Below are 20,355 nucleotides of genomic sequence, written 5' to 3'. Positions count from 1 at the left end.
CTCGAAAAAGTGTCCCATTTTTATCTCCCTTTGTAGATCTTCATAGCCTCTTCAACGGTTGCGCCCTCAATAGTTACGGCATAGATAGCGTTACACATACGGACAGCTTCATCAAGGGGTTTCTGGTGGATGTTTCTTCCTGTTGCACTCCCCATTGCTCCAGAGATGTGGATCTGGTCATGAAGCTTTCTCAAGAAATCTTCGACTTCGTCACTGGCACCGCCTGCGCAAACAACTTTAGTACGTCCTGCTGCTTTGATAGCTTCCTTAAAAACCTCAGCAGAGTTTGCTCCTTCCTTTTCAGGATAAATAACTTTCACAAAGTCCGTGCCAAGGCAGGCTCCAACTCCAGTTGCGCCAGCGATTAAGTGGGGATCTTTTTCATCTTTTACAGCAGTACCGCGCGGATAGATCCAGAGTACTGAGACCATCCCGTGTTGATGGGCATTATAAACTACCTGGGCAGCCTGCACGAGCATCTCAGCTTCGAACTCACTACCAAGGTAGACAGTATAACCTACCCCAAGGATCTTAAGCCCGCTATTTTCCTTAAACTGGACTACCTGATCAACATCATACCATAGATTGCTAAAAGGATCAGTCTGAGAAGTTTTTATGAGATTGGTCTTCGAATTTATCTTCACAAGATAAGGTACGTTTCTGTAATCCATACCATAGCGTGCAATTAGTCCGAGCTGGGTTGCAAAAGCCCCTATCTTTGCTTTTGATGCTATTTCAAAAAAGTGCTCTGGATCAGCATCATCTTCGGGTATTCCTTTCCCATAAAAGTCATCATTCAAATGTTCTACTTTTTGGTCCCCTGCAAACAGCATTAGTTTCCCACTTTCTCGAGTAATCTCCGTGTAGTTTTTCAGGTATGTTTCTCTCTCTGTTTTCGGGACATCTAGCGGTATTCTTTCCATATCCATATGCATAAAACCCCTAACTTTTGTACTTGCATTTCTAGTCAACCAGGCAAGTCCCATTTATATAAATAATGGTATTTAATGTAATTTATAGAATAATTATCTAAACGCATAAGTCCTATCTATTATAATATTTGGACAATAGTATGGGACCTTAGATACATTTTCAAATTTTTTAGAAGTATATTTTGAAATATAATCATTTTAAAGGGGATTTAGGGGAAATGTCTGAGAACAAAAGTAGGTATATACGCTGGTTTGATGAGACTTCGATTGAAGATGTTCCGCTTGTAGGTGGGAAAAATGCCTCTCTTGGAGAAATGTACAGAGAACTCACTCCAAAAGGAGTAAAGATCCCAAACGGCTTCTCAGTGACTGCTGAGGCTTACTGGCATGTCCTCAAAGCCGGAGGGATTCTCGAAAAGCTCAAGCAAACCCTGGAAGGGCTTGATATCTCGGATGTATCAGAACTTGCAAAAAGGGGAAAAACTGCAAGGGACCTGATTCTTGGGGCAGGAATTCCGGATGACCTCTGGGATGAGATCAAAAATGGATATGACCGACTATGTGAGCAGTATGGAGAAAATACGGATGTAGCCGTGCGGAGTTCGGCTACAGCTGAGGATTTACCCACTGCTTCTTTTGCAGGCCAGCAGGAATCTTTCCTTAACATCCGTGGCTATCCTGCACTTCGAGATGCCTGCGTACGCTGTATTGCCTCACTTTTTACTGATAGGGCTATTTCCTATCGGGTAATAAATCACTTTGATCATTTCAAAGTGGCACTGTCGATAGGGATAATGAAAATGGTCAGGTCTGATATGGCTTCTAGCGGGGTTATATTCACTCTTGATACGGAAACCGGCTTCAGGGACGTAGTTTTCATTACAGGTTCCTACGGGCTTGGGGAAAATATCGTGCAGGGACAGGTAAATCCGGATGAGTTCTACGTTTTCAAGCCAACTTTCAGGGAAGGATATAAGCCAATCATCGAGAAGAATTTAGGAGATAAAGAAATTAAGATGATCTATGGGCAAGGTGGCTCTAAAACGTTTACTCGGAATGTGAAGGTTCCTGAGGCTGATCGACGTCGCTTTTGCATCAATGACGAAGAAGTGCTTAAACTTGCATGGTATGCTATTACCATTGAAGATTATTACTCAAATAAAGACAAGAAACCCATGCCGATGGATATCGAATGGGCAAAAGACGGTATAACAGGAGAACTCTTTGTAGTGCAGGCAAGACCGGAAACCGTCCAATCCCAGAAAAGAAGAGATGTTCTGGAAACTTATGTGCTCGAAAAGAAATCTGATGTCCTTGCAAAAGGCAAAAGCATAGGAGACAAAATTGCTGCTGGAAAGGCACATGTAATCCCTAATGTTTCAGATCTGCCTTCTTTTAAACAGGGAGAGATCCTGATCGCCGATTCCACAACTCCGGACTGGGAGCCTGTGATGAAAATAGCGGCTGCAATTGTCACAAACCAGGGAGGTAGAACCTCTCATGCTGCAATTGTTAGCCGGGAACTGGGAATTCCGGCAGTTGTGGGGACAGGCAACTCAACCGAAGTTCTCGAGACAGGTAGGGAAATTACCGTAAGTTGTGCAGAAGGTGAAGAGGGGATTGTGTACGAGGGAATTCTTCCTTTCCACAAAGATACGTTGAGCCTTAAAGACACAAAACGCCCTAAAACCGCAATTATGATGAATCTTGGAAATCCTGACGAGGCTTTTAGCCTTTCCATGATCCCAAATGACGGAATTGGGCTTGCAAGGCAGGAATTTATTATCTCAAACTATATCAAGATCCATCCAATGGCTCTAGTGCATCCTGAAAAGGTCAAAGATCCTAAAGTCCTTCAGGAAATCGAGGAACTTACCCAAACCTCCGATAACAAAGAAGAGTATTTCGTAGATAAGCTTGCTCAGGGAGTTGGAACCATTGCTGCGTCCTTTTACCCAAAAGATGTTGTAGTCCGCACAAGTGACTTCAAAACCAATGAATATGCAAGCCTGCTTGGGGGTAGCTATTTTGAAGTGAAGGAAGATAACCCCATGCTTGGTTTCAGGGGAGCCTCCCGCTATTTTGATGAGCGTTACAGGGAAGGCTTTGCCCTTGAATGCAGAGCTCTGAAAAAAGTCAGAGAAGATATGGGGCTTAAAAATCTCATTATTATGATTCCTTTCTGCAGGACGGTTGAAGAAGCTCAGAAAGTAATTGCTGAAATGGAGAAAAATGAGCTAAAGAGGGGAGAAAATGGGCTCCAGGTCTATGTTATGTGCGAGATTCCAAATAACGTTCTTCAAATTGACGAATTCAGCAAATATTTCGATGGCTTCTCGATAGGCTCAAATGACTTGACTCAACTGACCCTCGGAGTTGATAGGGACTCGGAAATTCTTGCTGCAGAATTTGATGAACGGGATCCGGGTGTTCTGAAAATAATGGCAATGGCCGTACAGGGGGCAAAGCAGAATGGAAGGCATAGCGGGATCTGCGGACAGGCACCTAGCGACTATCCCGAAATAGCAGAGTTCCTGGTAAAACAGGGCATAGATTCCATTTCACTTAATCCGGACTCGGTTATGAAAGTCACTCTTAAAGTTTTGGATACGGAAAAGGAACTGGAAGGGTATAAAGAAGTGGAAAAAATAGCTGGAAGACAATAAAGAGGCAAAAAAATAATTGCTGTGCGTGACGGATAAGATCTATCACATCCGTAATAGAGACCTATCTTATGGATGTGTGGAGTTCGTGGTATGACTCAGGCAAGAAGACCCCTTATGCTCATTATTCTTGATGGCTGGGGCTACATGAAAGCAAAAGAAGGAAACGCTATCCTGGCAGCCCGAACTCCAAACCTTGATCGGTTGGAAAAAGAATATCCCTGGTGTTTTTTAGAAGCCTCAGGGGAAGCTGTAGGCCTTCCAAAGGGTATGATGGGGAATTCTGAAGTTGGGCATCTGACAATAGGGGCAGGGCGAGTTATATATCAGGATCTGACCCGAATAAACATCTCTATCAGGAACGGAGATTTTTTCAAAAACCCGGTTTTTCTGAATGCAATTTCAAATGTTAAAGCTAACGATTCAAGCCTTCATCTCATAGGCCTTGCTTCCTATGGAGGCATTCACAGTTATATGCCTCACCTATATGCCCTTATAAAACTTGCACAGGAGAATGAGCTAAAAAACGTATACGTACACGCTTTTCTCGATGGGAGGGACGAACCTCCAAAAGCTGCTATAGGAGACATAAAGGAACTGGACGCATTTTGTAAAGAGCATGAAAATGCTAAAATAGCAACCGTTTCAGGTCGTTACTATGCAATGGACAGAGATAAGCGCTGGGATCGGACAAAACTTGCCTACGATGCCCTGACAAGAGGAGTAGCTCCATATACAGCTCCAAATGCAGAAATTGCAATTTCTAATGCCTACACCAGGGGAGAAACTGATGAATTTGTAAAACCGACTGTAATTACTAATCCCGAAGAAAAACCTGTTGCAACAATACAGGATAAAGATTCTGTTATTTTCTTCAATTTCCGGCCAGACAGGGCACGACAGTTAACCTGGGCTTTTGTAAAAGAGGACTTTGATGGCTTTGTGAGAGAAAAACGTCCTGAGGTTTACTTTGTCTGCATGACCCAGTACGATGAAACTCTTGATGTGCCCGTTGCTTTTCCTCCAATAAAGCTGGTAAATGTACTTGGAGAGGTATTGAGCAAGCATGGACTCATCCAGCTACGCATAGCTGAAACAGAAAAATATGCCCATGTGACCTATTTCCTTAACGGCGGCGAAGAAAAGCGCTATAAGGGTGAAGACCGCTGCCTTATCCCTTCGCCGAAAATCGCTACTTATGACCTTAAACCAGAAATGAGCGCATATGAGATTACGGATGAAGTTATCAGAAGAATTCAGTCAGGAAAGTATGATGTTATTATCCTGAACTTTGCAAACATGGATATGGTCGGGCATACTGGGATATTTGAAGCTGCAGTTAAAGCAGTAGAAGCCGTGGATAATTGTATCGGCAGGATTGTTGAAGCTCTAAAAGAAATAGGAGGTGTGGCACTTATTACTGCAGATCACGGAAATGCAGAGAAGATGATAGACCCAAAAACAGGAGAGCCACATACTGCACACACTTCAAATCCGGTAAAATGCATTTACTTCGGAAACGCTGAGGTAAAAGCCCTCAGGAATGGAAAACTGTGTGACGTTGCACCGACAATTCTTGAGCTTCTTCGACTCCCTAAGCCGCAAGAGATGACAGGAAAATCACTTTTAGTGAAAGAGTGATTAAGAGCCTGTATGAAAATTAGGTTTGATTCTGCAATTAAGATATGGCTTATGCACTTGAACTGAAAAACGACAGCACTAGCTCATATTCAATTTTTACTCCCATTATTCATTCTCCTTCGCTTTCTCTTTATTCTTAAGTTTTAATTTTATTCTGTAAAGTGCAAGTAAAAAACCATACACTGCAGGTTCGATCTCTTTCTTTATAAGAGGCAGTTTCTTCAACAGCCTTTTCTGAACCATTTTGATCCGTGTCTCGGAATCTTCTACGATATGTCCCTCCTCGTCATGTTCGCCGCTATCCGCTATAACGAGGTGCTTTCCAGCTACTCAAGGGATCGCAAGAAGAGAGATTCCTGTGTTGGAATATTTAAAGCACTTATATACCTCAATATCTTCAAGGTTTTTTCTCTCAGTCGATAATCGTTGTAAATTAGGTACTCAAGGTCGAATTTTTTCGTATGTCCATTCGGTATCCGCAAGATTAACTGACATTCCCTGAACCACTGAGGCAGGCTATTACTTCTACACGCAGAATAATGCTGTAGAAAACCAGATCAAGAGCTACCAGAGAGCAGGCAAGAAAATACAGTAACTTTTCCTGAAAAATTACTGTATTCTTCCTCTTAATCTTGATAAATGGTCTTTAACTACAGCTTTATTCAATCCATAATGAAATATTTTAGAAAAACAACTGTATACATGCATCATAAAAAAGTCCTGATGAAAGTTTTTGATAATATCTGGAAGTTTTATCTTTTGATCAGGATTGTTAAATATAATTTGTTAAAGGTTTCTGGTGCAAAAAATCTGGCTCTATTACACGATCGATGTAAACCTTCTTTTAGGCATACTTAGTCTAGTTTCCTATATAGTATCGATTCAGATGCCATAAGACGATTATTTCTACCAGAAATACTTATTATAAAAGAGACAAAATACTGAAAATTTCTGCACAGAATGATAACCATAGAATGATAACATATGATAGAAGACAACGTAAAAGAACTTTTAAAAGCGCTCCCATCTGATGTAACACTTGTCGCCGCAGTAAAATACGCATCAAAAACACAAATAGAAGAAGCCATAAAAGCAGGTGTTACAGATATCGGCTTTAATCATTATCAACAGATGAAAGATTTGGCCCCATATTTTCCACCTGAGATAAAAACCCACTTCATCGGCACACTTCAGTTAAACAAGGCAAAAAAAGTAGTAAACCTGAATCCCTACTTGATAGAGAGTGTTGATTCATACGAACTTGCAGAAAAGATAAATAATGCAGCAAAAGAAAATAAAAGAATCCAGAAAATCCTCATACAAGTGAAGACAGACGAAAAAAAACACACCGGATTAGAGCCCGGTAGTCTCTTAAAGCTTCTAGACCAAATATCAACCCTCGAATACTTAAGTTTTGAAGGCCTGATGACAATCCCGCCAAAAAACGAAGACCCCGAAGATTCAAGAAAATATTTCAAAGAATTAAAAGACTTAAAAGACAAAGCAGAGAAGCACTTAAAAAAACATCTTCAGCATCTCTCAATGGGAATGACAGACGATTATCAAATAGCAATAGAAGAAAGTGCAAGCATCGTCCGCGTCGGTAGGAAAATTTTCGATGTATTATGATAACGTAGAATCATTCTCATTTTCTACAAAATTTTGGTATGCTTTCTGTAAAATCATAATTTGGAAATGAGACCAAACTCATCCAGTACTCAGCGTAGATAACGCAATATCTTCAATGACGAAAAAAGATGTTTTTTATACATAGAGATCCCGCAACGCCTTATTGACTTTTAAAGAGTGGTCAGATTTCTTTTTAAAATTTATCTGAAAACTTCCCTCCACGCCCGCATGCTCACTTTTTGAGCAGATTTCGGGTGGTTACCTGCAAAAAAAAGAAAAAATAGAGTAGGCAGTTTGGAAATTCGCAATTCGTTCAGTTTGTGTATCAAAAAGCATTGGAGAGATCTACGAACTGGAGAGTAAATATCCTTATTGACCCCGCAGTCCTTACAGATAAGCCCATTATCAAGGGTACACTCCATGCAGTATAGTTTATTATCGACCTGCCGTCTCATGAGGATAGAGTCGTAGATCCTTCATTTTGGCTTTTGGATTGCCTGATTGTTATGCGAGATTACTATTTCCGCAAGTTAACAACCTCTATGAGTTAACGAATTCACTCATTCCAGGCCCCACTTCTTCCTGAACTCGAGCTTCTGTTGGCTGTTCATCCAGTGGCTGCCGTCACAGTAGGGCTTATTCTCTGACTTCCCACATCGACAGAGGGTTACTCTGTTCCGGGATTCGTACATGCTGCCATCTGCAGATTCAATGGGGATACCGCCTCGAACCCAGAGGGGGCCTTCACAACCTTTTTGTTTGTCGTGAACCAGTACAATAGATGGTTCAAATTCTTTTTCAAAGGGTTTACCTGTCTTCTTGTCCCACATGACCAGCCGTCCCGACGGGCAGATCATGGCTTCCTCTATGGCGGTTTGTCGGGCTTCTGGGTCGTCTGATTTTTGTATAAGATTCCTTATTCCGCCAGACCGCTGGCAGAAACGGGAATGATCGCAGAGCTCGTGGACATCGGTGAGTTTCAAATCAGGACCTTCAAACGTTTCCGCTTTTTCCAGGTAAGGCTTCCTGCTGGCTGTTTCGCTACCATCAAAACCGACTTTGCTGTGGGTCCCATCACAGAAGGGTTTGTTTTTGGATGATCCACAGCGACATAAAATATAGGCCTCCCGCCGAGGGTGTTCCTTTATATCAATTAATTCTCTGGTGTGGCCAGCATCATCGGTGACAATTACCTGTTCCAAAAGCGGTACTCCACCTGTAACGCGATACGGTCCATCTTTGATTATCTTAATCCTTATTTCTTTCTCATTGACTTCCATAATCATAATTCCCCATTATCTCTTATAATGCAGTAATGGATATTTAGTCTGACTATTTGCCTCTTTGATAAATTCTATAGTTTTCCAATTCATACTGTTCCCAATAAGAGAGCATGTAATAGGATTGATCAAATCCTCAACCAGGCAATAAGATGGTTACTGCTGCGGACATATTCGATAGCTATCAGCTCAACTGACGGTTTCAATACTGAGTGAGAGGGATCAGAGACAGACGATGATTACGGATTCCTAAATCTCACTTCTCCACTGGAAATAAAATAAGGTTTATCAAGTCTAAGGGTGCTGGGTGAAACAAAAAATCTTTTAACTTTTTAAAACATATAAAGAAGCGTGAACAATGAAAGTGCAATCATTGGCTCTGGTACAGGAGAAGTAGTAGTTTCGAGTCACGCTGTAACATTATATGGGATACCGGTTGTTTACATTGTTATTGCCAGCATTATTTGTATTATTTGGTTTTTTATATTTATACTGTAGGATGACAAAAAAGAAAGACACTGTATGAGTAAATCTAGTTACTTAAAACTGTTTTTTGCTTTCTTTATCCCACTATTCTTTTATAATCTGCATAATGTTTATAATAGTTCATGGTTTTACAATGTCTATACCAAGTCATGGTGTAACACTTTCTGGTTTACCAATCCTATTTTTATTATTATAAGTGCAAGTGCTGCATCTATATGGGAATCTATCTTTCCGTACTTATTCATAACTCTGAGTATATTAATAATAAACTGTTATCGTAAACCAGCTTAGAGAGGGTCTTGAAATTAAAATTTTATTGCAAAAACATTTGTTTAGTTTGTTATACACGGATATAACGCTAATAATTTCAACGGTGAAAAATAGGAGAGTTTTAGGTGTAAAGACCCCGCAGCGCCTTATTAACTCTGAAAGAGTTATCAAATCTCTTTTTAAATAACTATCTTAAACTTCCCTCCACGCCCGCATGCTCACGAAGTGAGCAGATATCGGGTGGTCACTGGGAAAAAGGAAGAAAAGAAGAATCGATATCTGCCATAAATTTTACGATTTTTAGATAAAAATGTTCTTAAACTCAGTAGCTGAAACAACTAACATGCCGAGGTTTCATCGCGAAATCTCTATATTTCTCAACCTCAAGGAAAATCTAATTATAAGATAGTTTTATATTTAGCGTGTGCATATGATATGCATAGGGAATGCACATGGTACAAGCTAGAGTTAAAATATCAGACAGGACAAACCAGGTTCTGAATATTGTTAAAGCCAAATATAATCTAAAGGATAAGAGTGCAGCTCTTGACTTAGTTGTAGCTCAATATGAAGAGAAAATACTTGAGCCTCAATACAGTCCTGAGTTCATAAAAGAAATACTTAGTTCGGAAAATGATGAGGTAATCGGGCCATTCGAAAATGCCGATGAACTAAAAGCATATATCAAAAGCTTGCCTGATGAGGATGAGTAAGCTTGTACAAGTTATTAATCAAAGGAAAACTTTCAAAAGAGCTGAGAAAGTTAAACAAAAAGAATCATATACTTTTTGAAGCAGTATTCAAAAAAGTTGATGAAATTTGCATCAATCCTCAACATTACAAAAATCTCAACTATCCTTTGAATAAGTACAAGCGAGTACACATTGATTCTAACTTCGTGCTATGTTTTTCTGTTGATGAAAAAGAACAAACTGTGACGTTAGTAAAATTGGCCCATCACAAAGAAGCTTATTAATCAAAAGATAAGTTCATGTAAATCGTTGAACTTGAAGCTAAAACAGCCAAAGTGCTAGAAGTTTTATCTCAAAGATTATGCACTAAAAATTTGTAAAAATTACGGATGCGTTTCTGGAGTATTGCTTTCCTTTTTTCACAGTTATCCAGTTTCAACATATTTTTAAAATGTTTAATATTCATTGGTTTCTTTGGGGTATGCAGTAAAAGGGAACGCTTCAGCCCATCCAAAACCGCCAGAATAAGGATATGGAACGTTTCCGTTCTTTCCCCTTTCTCTACTTCCAGCTTTTCAATATTGTTCAGATTTGTTTCAAAACCCTTTTTAGGTTCCTTGAAATCCTTGAGATCTTCAAGGTCCAGTACTCCATGAGAGCAGTACAACATCTGGTTTCGTTAAAAGATTTCAGGTCTCGTTTCCAAAATAATCCACGACCTTCAAGACATTTCAAAGGAGAACACACAGTCATGCTGTCCAAAGTACTGTAAAGTTTTCGGGAGCTGACCTTCGAACTGGCTCCAGGACTTACTGAAAACCGAAACTTTGATACTAGAAAGATGGTTATACTTATTCAACGAGGTTGTTCCTTTGCATCAATTAGGACTTCTTATATCATTCATCGGAGCAGTACCGCTGTATACTATGGTAGACCGAAAATACAAGTTCTTAAGGAAAGCATCTTAGACTTAAAAGAAAAAAGACAAACAGATAGTTTTGAGTACCCTACCAAGACTGTCTTGAAATTAAAAATGAAGGGGAATTGGAAACAAGAAGTTTACTTTGGACTAAGTAAAACAACACTTATAGCGCAATCCATTGGTTATAGACATCACATTACAAATGAACTTCTACGATTAAAAGCCAATAGTACTCGCATTTTCAATATAGATAGTGACGGCAGTTATTCTTTCACTGTACAACCTTATAATAACGAATCACAATTTATACCATTTATAATTGAATACAATATCCTTGAAATCACTAAACGTTCACCTGAAATGTTTCAGATAGGGTTAACTCTTTTCGCAACAGGCTTTGTGATTTATTTTGCATCGTAAAAATTGTTCTTTCAGAAATTGCCGCCCAGAAAATATTACTTTAAATCATAATTACTATGTAAAAGCATATTTATTATACGGTCAATTGCGGTTAATTATGCTTAATAATAAAAGTTATCATGTATAATGCAATATACAGTAAAATTTGCGTCAAAATTATTGTAGTAACAAAAATAACGTTATCGCACAAGATATAAAATGTAAAGGTATTTGTCAATAAATAGTCAAATCTGTTATTGGAAAACTTAAGCGCTTAGATAGAAATATCGAAATCTTTGCTGTTAAATAGTCTGCTTTATTAATAATAACTTGTCACGTTAATATTAAAAAGATACTGTTTGTCTGGCAGTGATTCCAATTATACCGCTTTTGATCATGAGGGACTAGAAATGTTAGTGGAAAATTTGGTAAAATATTCTTCAATTTTTTAATTAAGTATTTATGCAATAACTGCCAATACAAATTAAATATGACTCTTACTAGAAGTAATTCTCCAAATAATAAAGGAAATTCAACAGCTAATCGTTGGGCTGTTGCAGATCAAAATGTTACAGGTGCTTTTCAACTTGCATTTAAATCGATGGTTTTCATAGACATTTTGATTATCTCTTATCAAGCATTAACTCATCAAACTATAGATTCTCAATCTACACTTTTAATTGGTGCATTGGGTGGCATACTAATAGCGGCAGTAAATTACATTATGTTTGTCAACAAAAAAGAACTTAAGAAAAAATAACAATTTTCATCACTTCTTTTTCCATTTTGGTTTTTTCAATAATCGTTAATGTGAACCTATCCCCATCCCCGTTTTCAGCGTGGATAACACAATAGTTTCGATGACGAAAAAAGAGAAATTTCAGGCGTAAGGGTCCCACAGTGCCTTGTTGACTCTGGAGGAGTTGTCAGATTTCTTTTTTAAAATTTATCTGAAAACTTCCCTCCACACCCACACGCTCAAGAAGTGAGCAGATTTTTGGTGGTCACTGGCAAAAACTAAGAAAAGTAGAATCATCAGATGCCATAAAAAATGTTTTATTCTTCGATGTTTTGAGCGGGTAACTTACATTGATCTCTAAATATCTGTGTAATATGTCTAAAAAATTTAGTAAATTACGGTTAAAAATCACATTCAAGCTTGATGTTTTTCTTTTTGGTCTAGCTACTTAATAACTGGACAATTATTTTCAACTCATAAAAACATCGAAGAGCCAATTTTTCCTGCTTTCTTCTGTTTTCTTCAAACTATTTGTAGTATTACTCAGGGCATTGTTCTCCAGGACATTCACGGATGTACTGCATAATATCACTCATTTTCGCGCTGGCCATTGCTACAGACATATCTGCGCTTCCGTAATAAATGCGGAGTTCATTATCCATAAGGATCCATCCACACGGGAAAACAACATCATTAACGTCTCCAGTACGTTCATACATTTCACGAGGCCCGAAAACCCAGCCTTCTGATCTATGGAGCACTTTCGTGGGATCTTCAAGGTCAAGAAGGGCAAGTCCGAGCCGATAGCTCCTTTTAGATGTTGTCTGACGTACTCCATAATACATGATTAACCATCCATCAGATGTTTGCAATGGCGGAGTGCATAATCCAATTTTACGGGCATCCCACCATCCTCCTTCTCGAGCATACAGAAGAACCTCATGTTCTCCCCAGTATTTCATATCAGGCGAAAAAGATATCCAGATATTTGCCTTTGCACCCATAATGTTAGATACTGGCCTGTGTAACATTGCCCATCTGTCATTAAACCGTACAGGAAAGAGAGCAGCATCTTTATTTTCAGGTGGCATGATAGGTCCGACTCGTTCAAAATTATCGAAATCTTCTGTATAGGCAAGAGACGTTAATGGACCAGAGTCCGAATAAGCCGTATATGCTATAGCCCATTTTTCCATCTCATCAATGTAAGTTATACGCGGATCTTCAATACCATATATCTCTTCAGAATGATATGTTGGATCCGAGGTAAAGGTCGGTTCGGGATCAATTTCCCAATTGTCAATTCCATTCTTACTTCTAGCTACTGTAAGATGAGAAAAACCTCTGTGGTCCTCAACCCGTACCAGTAATATAGTTGTATTGTCAACCATAACCGCTGCAGGGTTAAACACCGAACTGACTTTATACGGCCAGTAATCAACGGTGAGTATCGGATTATTTTTATGTCGAACAAATAGTTCCCCACGATTTTTCCATATCATATTATCCCCATTCCTCCTGATTTAGAACCTATCTTGAATCAACTGTAAATTGCTGTGATCAACTGTAAATTATACAATTGGCCACACATATACAATCTGGGTAATGCCAGATATCTGATTATACTAAATATTATAGACTTATTGTGAGATTAAAACACACTCTTACTGACTTTTGGATAAGCTCTAAGTTTGGGGATAAACTCATTATGTAATGTAGATACAATCTGCAGGGAATCCACAACTACGTCTGGAGCAGGAACTCTTTCAGCCTATCCCTTTCAATCCCTGACGGGAGAATCGGTCTAACCTCGCCCATAAATTCTTCAACTTTATTCATTTTAAGCTTCTCAAGCAAACACGATACTCTTTCTTTTGCACGTTTCTGATGATTGCGTATCCAGAATGTTGCCTTCCCTGCTTTCTCAGGTAGAAGAAGAGAGTGATGTTTATCTCATCCTTTCAGATATGGTACTTGATTTGCGGCAGTTGAATGCGATTATCTTTTGTAGATAGTTACCTCGTGAATATAGTTACTTATCTGAAACAAATGATGAAATATATTGAAAATAATATTAGGCTTTACTATAGATAAAAATAGTAGGAAATATTTACTTAATTTTGGGATCTGGGGAAAATAAATGAGAAGTAAGATTTTTTCGACTTCGTTAGCTTTTGCTCTTTTGTTACTGGTCACAACAGTCGCATCAGCTGGACAGGAAATTCAAATTACACCGTATGGCGAGAGAGGCTTTAATCCTGCCATTTATGATAATAAAATTGTATGGTTGGACAATTACTTCAATGGAAGTCTCCACCTGCGGGATTTGTCTACAGGCAAAGAGATACAGATCACTGAAGATCCATGGTACTCATATCTTGCTATATATAACGATAAAATAGTCTGGGAATATGGAGGACAAAATATCTCTTTGTACAATATCTCTACAAATAATAAAACTCTGCTTTCAATTCCTGATCTACAAACCCAGGGGTCAAAAGACTCTTTGGCTATCTATGATGACAAAATAATATGGAGAGACTGGGGTAGGTACCGAGACATCTATATGTATAATCTCTCCACTTATAATAAAACTCGAATTACAACTAACCAATTAACCAAGGACCCTGCTATCTATGGAGACAAGATAGTATGGCAGGACGAGCCTAGCTTTGGTTTTGGAAGTGTATCTGGTAATATTTACGTGTATAATCTATCGACTTCCAATGAAACTCGAGTTACAACCAATAAATTAGCATCAAGCCCTAAAGTCTATGGTGACAGGATTGTGTACATGGAAGGTAACAATATCTACTTCCATAATCTCTCAACTTCTATAGAGACTCAGATAACCTTCAATGGGTCACGAAAGGATAAGCTTGCTATCTATGGTGACAGGATAGTGTGGCAGGATTACCGCAACGGAAATTGGGATATATACGTGTATGATCTCTCTGCCCATAAAGAAAATCAGATTACCAGTGATGAATCAGATCAACTTAACCCTGCTATTTACGGTGACAGAATAGTGTGGGAAGATTATCGTAATGATAGAGAAAACAGGTACTATTGCAGTATATACATGTACGATTTCTCAGCTAAACCTACAATGCCCTTTGCTTCTTTTTCTGCTAATATAACATCTAAATCCGGAAATATGCCGTTAACTGTATTATTTACTTATAATAGCACAGGTGGAACTCCAACATCCTGGTATTGGGATTTTGGAGACGGTATAAACTCAAAACATGCTCAAACAGCCACACACACATTCAAAAAACCTGGGACATATGATGTTAGTCTTACAGTAACCAATTTCGCAGGCAATAGTACGCTGAAGAAATCAAATTATATTACTGTCACTCCTCCACAAGCCCCTATCGCGGAATTCTTTTCTCCAGAAGTATATCACGCTGACACTTATGGAGGGTCAATTCCCGCAAAAAACGTATCATTTGTAGATAATAGCACAGGTTCGCCTACCTCCTGGCTTTGGGACTTTGGGGAAGGTAATACCTCAACAGAGCAAAATCCAACCCATATGTATGATGTAGGAGGAGGATATACCGTTAATCTAACTGTTAAGAACGCTGTGGGTAGTAATACGACAAGTAAGTATGGATATGTACTTGTTGGCTTGGGTGATGGGTCTGTTGCTCGAGAATCTTTCTCCTCAAGTGTAACATCCGGAGATGCACCACTGAAAGTAACGTTCTATGGAGGAACCGGATATTCCAATGATTGGACTTTTGGAGATGGTTCTCAACAAGGCGTTGGTGAGAACCAAACAGTAGAGCACACATATCTGGAGCCTGGACAATATACCGTGAGCTTAGATGAGTACAATGCCGGCGGTAGAGCTGCGATAACAAAATATCATTATATTACTGTAACCGGACTTACAAGGCCATTTGCTTCTTTTACTTCAGAAAAGGTGTCTGTTCCAAAGTCACTGACAATAGTATTTACTGATACAAGCATTGGAAAGCCTACTTCTTGGTACTGGAATTTTGGAGATGGAGATTCTTCAACCGAACAGAATCCAACCCACACATATTCTGCAGCAGGAAACTATACGGTTTCCCTCACAGCAAGTAATGATAACAGTACAAATTCAACGTTTAGAGTAATCGATGTATTCAAAACCACAGGACCATTTGCATATGTTACTAGTGGCGACAATATCTCTGTAATCGATACAGCCACAGACAAAGTAGTAGACACAATGGATATGGGAAGTAGTTTATTGGGACTTGCAGTCAATCCGACAGGAGCAAAGGTATATGTTACAAACAGTGGCAACAACACGGTCTCTGTAATTGATACAAACATAAGCAAGGTTATAGCCACCGTTAAAGGATTAAGTTCGCCTTATGCAATTGCAATTACTCCAGACGGAAAAAAGGCATATGTTACGAACAACAGAGGCGCTGTCTTTGAAAATGGCACAGTCTCTGTCATTGACACAGGCACTAATACTGTTACGGATACAGTTAAGGTAGGCAGCGTCCCTCATGGAGTTACAGTTAGCCCGGATGGAGCAAAGATATATGTGGCAAATGAGGACAAAACAGTCTCTGTAATTGATACAGCAACAAACAAAGTTACAGCTACGCTCAATGTAGGACAGTATCCTGATGGGATTGCGATCAGTCCGGACGGAACAAAGGTATATGCGGCCAATGGTGGCAGCGACAACGTCTCTGTAATTGATACAGAAACAAATAATGTTACAGCTACGGTACCTGTAGGAGATAATCCTGTTGGAGTTGCGATCACTCCAGATGGAACAAAGTTATATGTGACAAACTATAGGGGAAATACTACATCTGTAATTAACACAACAACCAATACCGTGATAGCCACATTGCCAGGAGATGGTCCTTACGGAGTATCAGTCACTCCGGATGGGAAAAAAGTATATGTAACAAACTTAGGCTATGATCTTTCCGGCAAAACTGTTTCTGTGATTGATACAGAGACAAATACTGCTATAGCTACAGTTAAAGTAGGAAGCTATCCTAGAGAAGTTGCAGTCGCCCCAGATGGGAAAAAGATGTTTTCTGCCACAAAAACCGTAGTTCCAAAGTAACCAGTGATAAACCTACTCTTTTATAATGAAATGAAGTTGTGGAAATTGAAAAAAACAACCGACTAATAACGAAAAGACAAGTTGAAGTAAAAGTACTCATGGGTTTGGAATAATTTATGTGATAACTGGATTTCTTTACGTGTTTCTAAATAATGGAAATAAAAAACATTAAGTGTTGGATAGAAAAACATTAAGTGGTAGATAAAAATTTTAATTTAGTGTGAGGAGTAGGATTCGAGCCCACGAAAACCTTCGTAAACGGATCTTAAATATTATTCAGTTTTGAAAATCGAGGTATAAAGAATATGAGAGTACATTTAGTGTTAACATAACTTAAGTTTTAGGGGGGTATTGGGAATAAATGAAAAATAAGCAAAAGTTGTATTCAATAGCTTTAGCTTCAGCAACTTTAATTTTTTTGTTTTCAATTTTAATCTCATCCGTGGCGTCAGCGGCACAGGTGACGAGAATTGGTAATGGATCTGATCCTGCTATTTATGGTAACAAGGTAGTATGGACAAGTGGGGGTGTTATTCACCTCTATGATTTGACCTCGAAAACAGACACTACAGTTAGCTCTTCTGCAGCATCTCATCCAGCTATCTATGGCAATGTAGTAGTGTGGCACGATGAAAGTAATGGAATGCCAAGATTAACTGTCTACGACATTAAAACTGCTGGCAGATCTTACATTACTAAAGATGTAGACATCAGGAGCATCCCTGCTATTTACGATAACAGAATCGTTTGGAGTGCAAATTACAATGAATCAACTCATAATCACAGCATATATATGAGGGATATCTCTAATTCAACACAAACCTGGATAGCAGAAGGAGAAGGATATTCATCGGATATATACGGCACGAAAATAGTGTACTCAGCCGAAGGTAGAAGTATGAGAGACATCTTTTTGTATGATATAACTAACAAGAAAACCATAACAGTAAGCCCGTATTCAGGTTCTATTCAAATTCCACATATGTATGGCAATAAAGTAATTTGGATAGACAATTTCATAGGAAGTGGATATATTGACATGTACGACGTTGTTACTAAAAAAGCAACAAAGGTTACAAGTGACCATACAGTTAATACCTTGAATGGGTCCGAGGGTCTTGAGACTGGCTGTGATACCGGTACTCATTTTGATATAAATGGGGACAAAATCGTATATTCAAAATCTGCCGATAACCAATTTGGTTATGCGGGTGTATACGTTTATGGTATTCCTTCAGCAGAAAGTACTCCAGTCTATATTTATCCAAGAGGGACTGACACAACGCCTGATATCTACAACGATACTATTGTATGGGGAATAGACGGTGATCATAGTGGATATGGTGGGGTTAATGATACTGGCATCTATATGTGTGATCTTTCTGTCACAAACACCTTACCACCTGTAGCTGAATTTACTGCAAACAGAACCTATGGAGCTGCACCTCTAGTTGTGTTATTCACCGATACCAGCACTGGTGGAGTACCGACTTCCTGGATTTGGGATTTTGGTAACTGGACTTACTCAAAACATGCCATGAATGCAACCCACACGTTTACAAAACCAGGGAATTATACAATCAGTCTGATTGCGGGAAATAACGCCGGTAATAATAAAGTAATGAAGCCAAATTACATAGTCGTTACTAATCCATTTCCAGTTGCAAACTTCAGTAGCAACGTTACCCATGGTTATCCTCCTCTCTCAATTCAATTTACTGACCTTTCACAAAATGCAACTGGATGGAACTGGGATTTTGGAGATGGAAGTAATTCTACACAAAGAAATCCAATTCATGAATATGCAGATCCAGGAATCTATTCAGCTAATCTGACAGCAACCAATGAAAATGGTACAGATTCAAAGTCAACTACAATAACAGTAATGCAGCTAGTTGGTGTAGGTCCATATGCATATATTACGAACTCCGGCGACAACAATGTCTCAGTAATTGACACGGCTACTAACAAGGTTACAGCTATGATTCCTGTAGGAGACGATCCTGTGGGAGTTGCTGTTACACTGGATGGAAAAAAGGTATATGTCACTAACTTTTTTGACCATACTATATCTGTAATTGACGCAACAAAAAACAAAGTTACAACTACAATTCCTGTAGATGACGCTCCTCGTGGAGTTGCAGTTTCCCCTGATGGGAAAAGAGTATATATGCCACATTCCGATATGGGAAATTCCAGCAACAATACGATCCTCATTATAGACACGGCTACCAACGAGGTTACAGCCACAATTCCTGTCGGAATTAGCCCTACTGGAGTTGCTATCGCACCGGATGGATCAAAGGTGTATGTGGCGAATTCAGGCAGCTATCCAAGCTACGAGGGTACTGTCTCTGTAATTGACACAGCAACAAACACTGTTATAGCCACAATTCCTGTAGGAAACTATCCTCATGAAGTTGCAATAAGTCCGGATGGGAAAAAAGTATATGTGGCGTGCGACGAAGGAAGCAATAACGGATATATCTATGTAATTGACGCAGTAAAAAACAAGGTTACAGCCACAGTACTTGTAGGAAATACTCCGAGTGGAGTTGCAGTCACACCGGATGGATCAAAGGTATATGTGACTAACTACCTTAGCAATAATGTCTCTGTAATTGACACATCGACAAATAAGGTTACAGCAACTATGAATGTAGGACGTGGTCCTATCTCCTTTGGGCAGTTTATAGGTTCTCTCCAAGCATAACCAATATTTCTCTGTTGCAGACTCAATAGCAACGTTATAGAGGGTCATGCTCCCCTGATAGTAAAGTTTAAGATATGTCCCAGAAAACAACTTCAAGGATCTGGGACTTCAGTGGCAACGGACAGCTCGATTCCAGTGATATAAATCCGGTTTATGTATACGTAAATGCTGGAACTTATACTGTCAATCTAACTGTAAGCAACGAAAATGGAAATGTCTCAAAAACTGCTGTGATAACTATATTTGAAGAAAGTAGCTCAAGCAGTGTCAGTAGTGGGGAAAATAGCCACAGCAGCGGAGGAGGTGTGGGGCTCCCCTGAACCTCAAAGTAGTGTCCAAGTAAAGGAACTCTCACAAGCTACTGTTATAAATGGGAAGCCTATAAAGTTTGATTTCACAAAGAATGCAACCTGTATTGTGTATCCGAGTACACCAGTTTTTGGGATATATTACGGAATAGCAAGTCTGTTTACGGTACTTCTTTATAAAAGGAAGTAAAAAGTAAAATCCAAAACTCTACGTAAAAAGTCAGTGCGAGGGGTGGGATTCGAACCCACGAATACCTTCGTAATCAGATCTTAAGTCTGACGCCTTTGACCTGGCTGGGCAACCCTCGCACAATGATGAATATATTTTTATTTTTGCCTGTTCTTACATTTCTTTGCTTTTTATTCTTTTGGTTGGATTTACTCCCTGCTTTTATTTAGTCCTGCATGTTAGGTCTTAAGTATTATTCAGTTTTATTCAGTTTTGCAAAAAATAGGAATAAAGAACTAGTTAGTAGATAATTGAAGACTCACAAGTGATACTCCTTTTTAAAGTCTTTCTTGAAATAAAAAATCTTTTCCACATGAGTAAACATTGGTTCTTTCCTGAACTCACTCTAATTTGCAAGTC

15 protein-coding genes and 1 tRNA gene are annotated in these 20,355 nt (G+C 39.0%); 10 read left to right on the top strand and 6 right to left on the bottom strand.

What is annotated here, in order from left to right; all coding sequences use genetic code 11:
• Positions 1-20: 20 nt before the first annotated feature.
• Positions 21-935, bottom strand: a complete 915-nt coding sequence (locus BP549_RS06575; protein ID WP_292379221.1) for an aldolase — start codon at positions 933-935, stop codon at positions 21-23.
• Positions 936-1,150: 215 nt separating this feature from the next.
• Here BP549_RS06575 and ppsA point away from each other — a divergent pair, with 215 nt between their 5' ends.
• Entirely contained in the window at positions 1,151-3,598 is a 2,448-nt protein-coding gene (ppsA, locus tag BP549_RS06570) for a phosphoenolpyruvate synthase (RefSeq protein ID WP_292379219.1), read from the top strand.
• 90 nt (positions 3,599-3,688) lie between these two features.
• Positions 3,689-5,236 (top strand): 2,3-bisphosphoglycerate-independent phosphoglycerate mutase, encoded by a 1,548-nt coding sequence (gene gpmI, locus BP549_RS06565; protein WP_292374291.1) that lies wholly within the window; start codon positions 3,689-3,691, stop codon positions 5,234-5,236.
• Positions 5,237-5,341: 105 nt separating this feature from the next.
• Here the strand turns inward: gpmI and BP549_RS06560 are convergent, their stop codons facing one another.
• Positions 5,342-5,479, bottom strand: a complete 138-nt coding sequence (locus tag BP549_RS06560; protein ID WP_292374290.1) for a hypothetical protein — start codon at positions 5,477-5,479, stop codon at positions 5,342-5,344.
• Between the two features lie 741 nt (positions 5,480-6,220).
• Between BP549_RS06560 and BP549_RS06555 the strand changes: the two genes are divergently transcribed.
• On the top strand, positions 6,221-6,865 hold the full coding sequence (locus BP549_RS06555) for a YggS family pyridoxal phosphate-dependent enzyme (protein WP_292379217.1): 645 nt from the start codon (positions 6,221-6,223) through the stop codon (positions 6,863-6,865).
• A gap of 560 nt (positions 6,866-7,425) precedes the next feature.
• Here the strand turns inward: BP549_RS06555 and BP549_RS06550 are convergent.
• The gene (locus BP549_RS06550; RefSeq protein ID WP_292379215.1) at positions 7,426-8,145 is read right to left on the bottom strand and encodes a CDGSH iron-sulfur domain-containing protein; all 720 of its coding nucleotides are present in this window, start codon (positions 8,143-8,145) and stop codon (positions 7,426-7,428) included.
• 1,208 nt (positions 8,146-9,353) lie between these two features.
• On the opposite strand from BP549_RS06550, the gene BP549_RS06545 reads away from it, so the two are divergent.
• Positions 9,354-9,614, top strand: coding sequence for a DUF2683 family protein (locus BP549_RS06545; RefSeq protein WP_292379213.1), 261 nt, complete (start codon positions 9,354-9,356; stop codon positions 9,612-9,614).
• A gap of 2 nt (positions 9,615-9,616) precedes the next feature.
• Positions 9,617-9,877: a type II toxin-antitoxin system RelE family toxin gene (locus BP549_RS06540; protein WP_292379210.1), complete on the top strand. Its 261-nt coding sequence runs from the start codon at positions 9,617-9,619 to the stop codon at positions 9,875-9,877.
• Between the two features lie 68 nt (positions 9,878-9,945).
• Here BP549_RS06540 and BP549_RS06535 read toward each other — a convergent pair whose 3' ends face one another.
• Positions 9,946-10,263 carry a hypothetical protein gene (locus BP549_RS06535; RefSeq protein WP_292379209.1) on the bottom strand — a complete coding sequence of 106 codons (318 nt, stop codon included), beginning with the start codon at positions 10,261-10,263 and terminating at the stop codon, positions 9,946-9,948.
• Positions 10,264-10,614: 351 nt separating this feature from the next.
• Here BP549_RS06535 and BP549_RS06530 point away from each other — a divergent pair, with 351 nt between their 5' ends.
• Together BP549_RS06530 and BP549_RS06525 are read left to right on the top strand one after the other, a co-directional pair.
• Complete coding sequence (locus BP549_RS06530; RefSeq protein WP_292379207.1) at positions 10,615-10,935, top strand: hypothetical protein; 321 nt, start codon at positions 10,615-10,617, stop codon at positions 10,933-10,935.
• A 469-nt stretch (positions 10,936-11,404) separates the two neighbouring features.
• On the top strand, positions 11,405-11,674 hold the full coding sequence (locus tag BP549_RS06525; RefSeq protein WP_292379204.1) for a hypothetical protein: 270 nt from the start codon (positions 11,405-11,407) through the stop codon (positions 11,672-11,674).
• A 518-nt stretch (positions 11,675-12,192) separates the two neighbouring features.
• Here the strand turns inward: BP549_RS06525 and BP549_RS06520 are convergent.
• Positions 12,193-13,155: a glycosidase gene (locus tag BP549_RS06520; RefSeq protein WP_292379202.1), complete on the bottom strand. Its 963-nt coding sequence runs from the start codon at positions 13,153-13,155 to the stop codon at positions 12,193-12,195.
• Positions 13,156-13,793: 638 nt separating this feature from the next.
• Between BP549_RS06520 and BP549_RS06515 the strand changes: the two genes are divergently transcribed.
• From BP549_RS06515 to BP549_RS06505, 3 genes are all read left to right on the top strand, one after another.
• Entirely contained in the window at positions 13,794-16,745 is a 2,952-nt protein-coding gene (locus BP549_RS06515) for a PKD domain-containing protein (protein WP_292379200.1), read from the top strand.
• A gap of 442 nt (positions 16,746-17,187) precedes the next feature.
• The gene (locus BP549_RS06510; protein WP_292379197.1) at positions 17,188-19,458 is read left to right on the top strand and encodes a PKD domain-containing protein; all 2,271 of its coding nucleotides are present in this window, start codon (positions 17,188-17,190) and stop codon (positions 19,456-19,458) included.
• Positions 19,459-19,532: 74 nt separating this feature from the next.
• The gene (locus tag BP549_RS06505; RefSeq protein WP_292379195.1) at positions 19,533-19,778 is read left to right on the top strand and encodes a PKD domain-containing protein; all 246 of its coding nucleotides are present in this window, start codon (positions 19,533-19,535) and stop codon (positions 19,776-19,778) included.
• Between the two features lie 212 nt (positions 19,779-19,990).
• On the opposite strand, the gene BP549_RS06500 is transcribed toward BP549_RS06505, so the two are convergent.
• Positions 19,991-20,075 (bottom strand) — tRNA-Leu (locus BP549_RS06500).
• Positions 20,076-20,355: the final 280 nt, after the last annotated feature.

Source organism: Methanosarcina sp. UBA289, from assembly GCA_002496565.1.
GTDB lineage: Archaea > Halobacteriota > Methanosarcinia > Methanosarcinales > Methanosarcinaceae > Methanosarcina.
This window is presented reverse-complemented; position numbering and strand designations above follow the sequence as displayed.

What these genes read in the sequence shown, in the direction of transcription:
- BP549_RS06575 (WP_292379221.1), bottom strand. Translation starts at nt 935, where the DNA reads ATGCATATGGATATGGAAAGAATACCGCTAGATGTCCCGAAAACAGAG.
- ppsA (WP_292379219.1), top strand. Translation starts at nt 1,151, where the DNA reads ATGTCTGAGAACAAAAGTAGGTATATACGCTGGTTTGATGAGACTTCG.
- gpmI (WP_292374291.1), top strand. Translation starts at nt 3,689, where the DNA reads ATGACTCAGGCAAGAAGACCCCTTATGCTCATTATTCTTGATGGCTGG.
- BP549_RS06560 (WP_292374290.1), bottom strand. Translation starts at nt 5,479, where the DNA reads ATGGTTCAGAAAAGGCTGTTGAAGAAACTGCCTCTTATAAAGAAAGAG.
- BP549_RS06555 (WP_292379217.1), top strand. Translation starts at nt 6,221, where the DNA reads ATGATAGAAGACAACGTAAAAGAACTTTTAAAAGCGCTCCCATCTGAT.
- BP549_RS06550 (WP_292379215.1), bottom strand. Translation starts at nt 8,145, where the DNA reads ATGGAAGTCAATGAGAAAGAAATAAGGATTAAGATAATCAAAGATGGA.
- BP549_RS06545 (WP_292379213.1), top strand. Translation starts at nt 9,354, where the DNA reads ATGGTACAAGCTAGAGTTAAAATATCAGACAGGACAAACCAGGTTCTG.
- BP549_RS06535 (WP_292379209.1), bottom strand. Translation starts at nt 10,263, where the DNA reads ATGTTGTACTGCTCTCATGGAGTACTGGACCTTGAAGATCTCAAGGAT.
- BP549_RS06525 (WP_292379204.1), top strand. Translation starts at nt 11,405, where the DNA reads ATGACTCTTACTAGAAGTAATTCTCCAAATAATAAAGGAAATTCAACA.
- BP549_RS06520 (WP_292379202.1), bottom strand. Translation starts at nt 13,155, where the DNA reads ATGATATGGAAAAATCGTGGGGAACTATTTGTTCGACATAAAAATAAT.
- BP549_RS06515 (WP_292379200.1), top strand. Translation starts at nt 13,794, where the DNA reads ATGAGAAGTAAGATTTTTTCGACTTCGTTAGCTTTTGCTCTTTTGTTA.
- BP549_RS06505 (WP_292379195.1), top strand. Translation starts at nt 19,533, where the DNA reads ATGTCCCAGAAAACAACTTCAAGGATCTGGGACTTCAGTGGCAACGGA.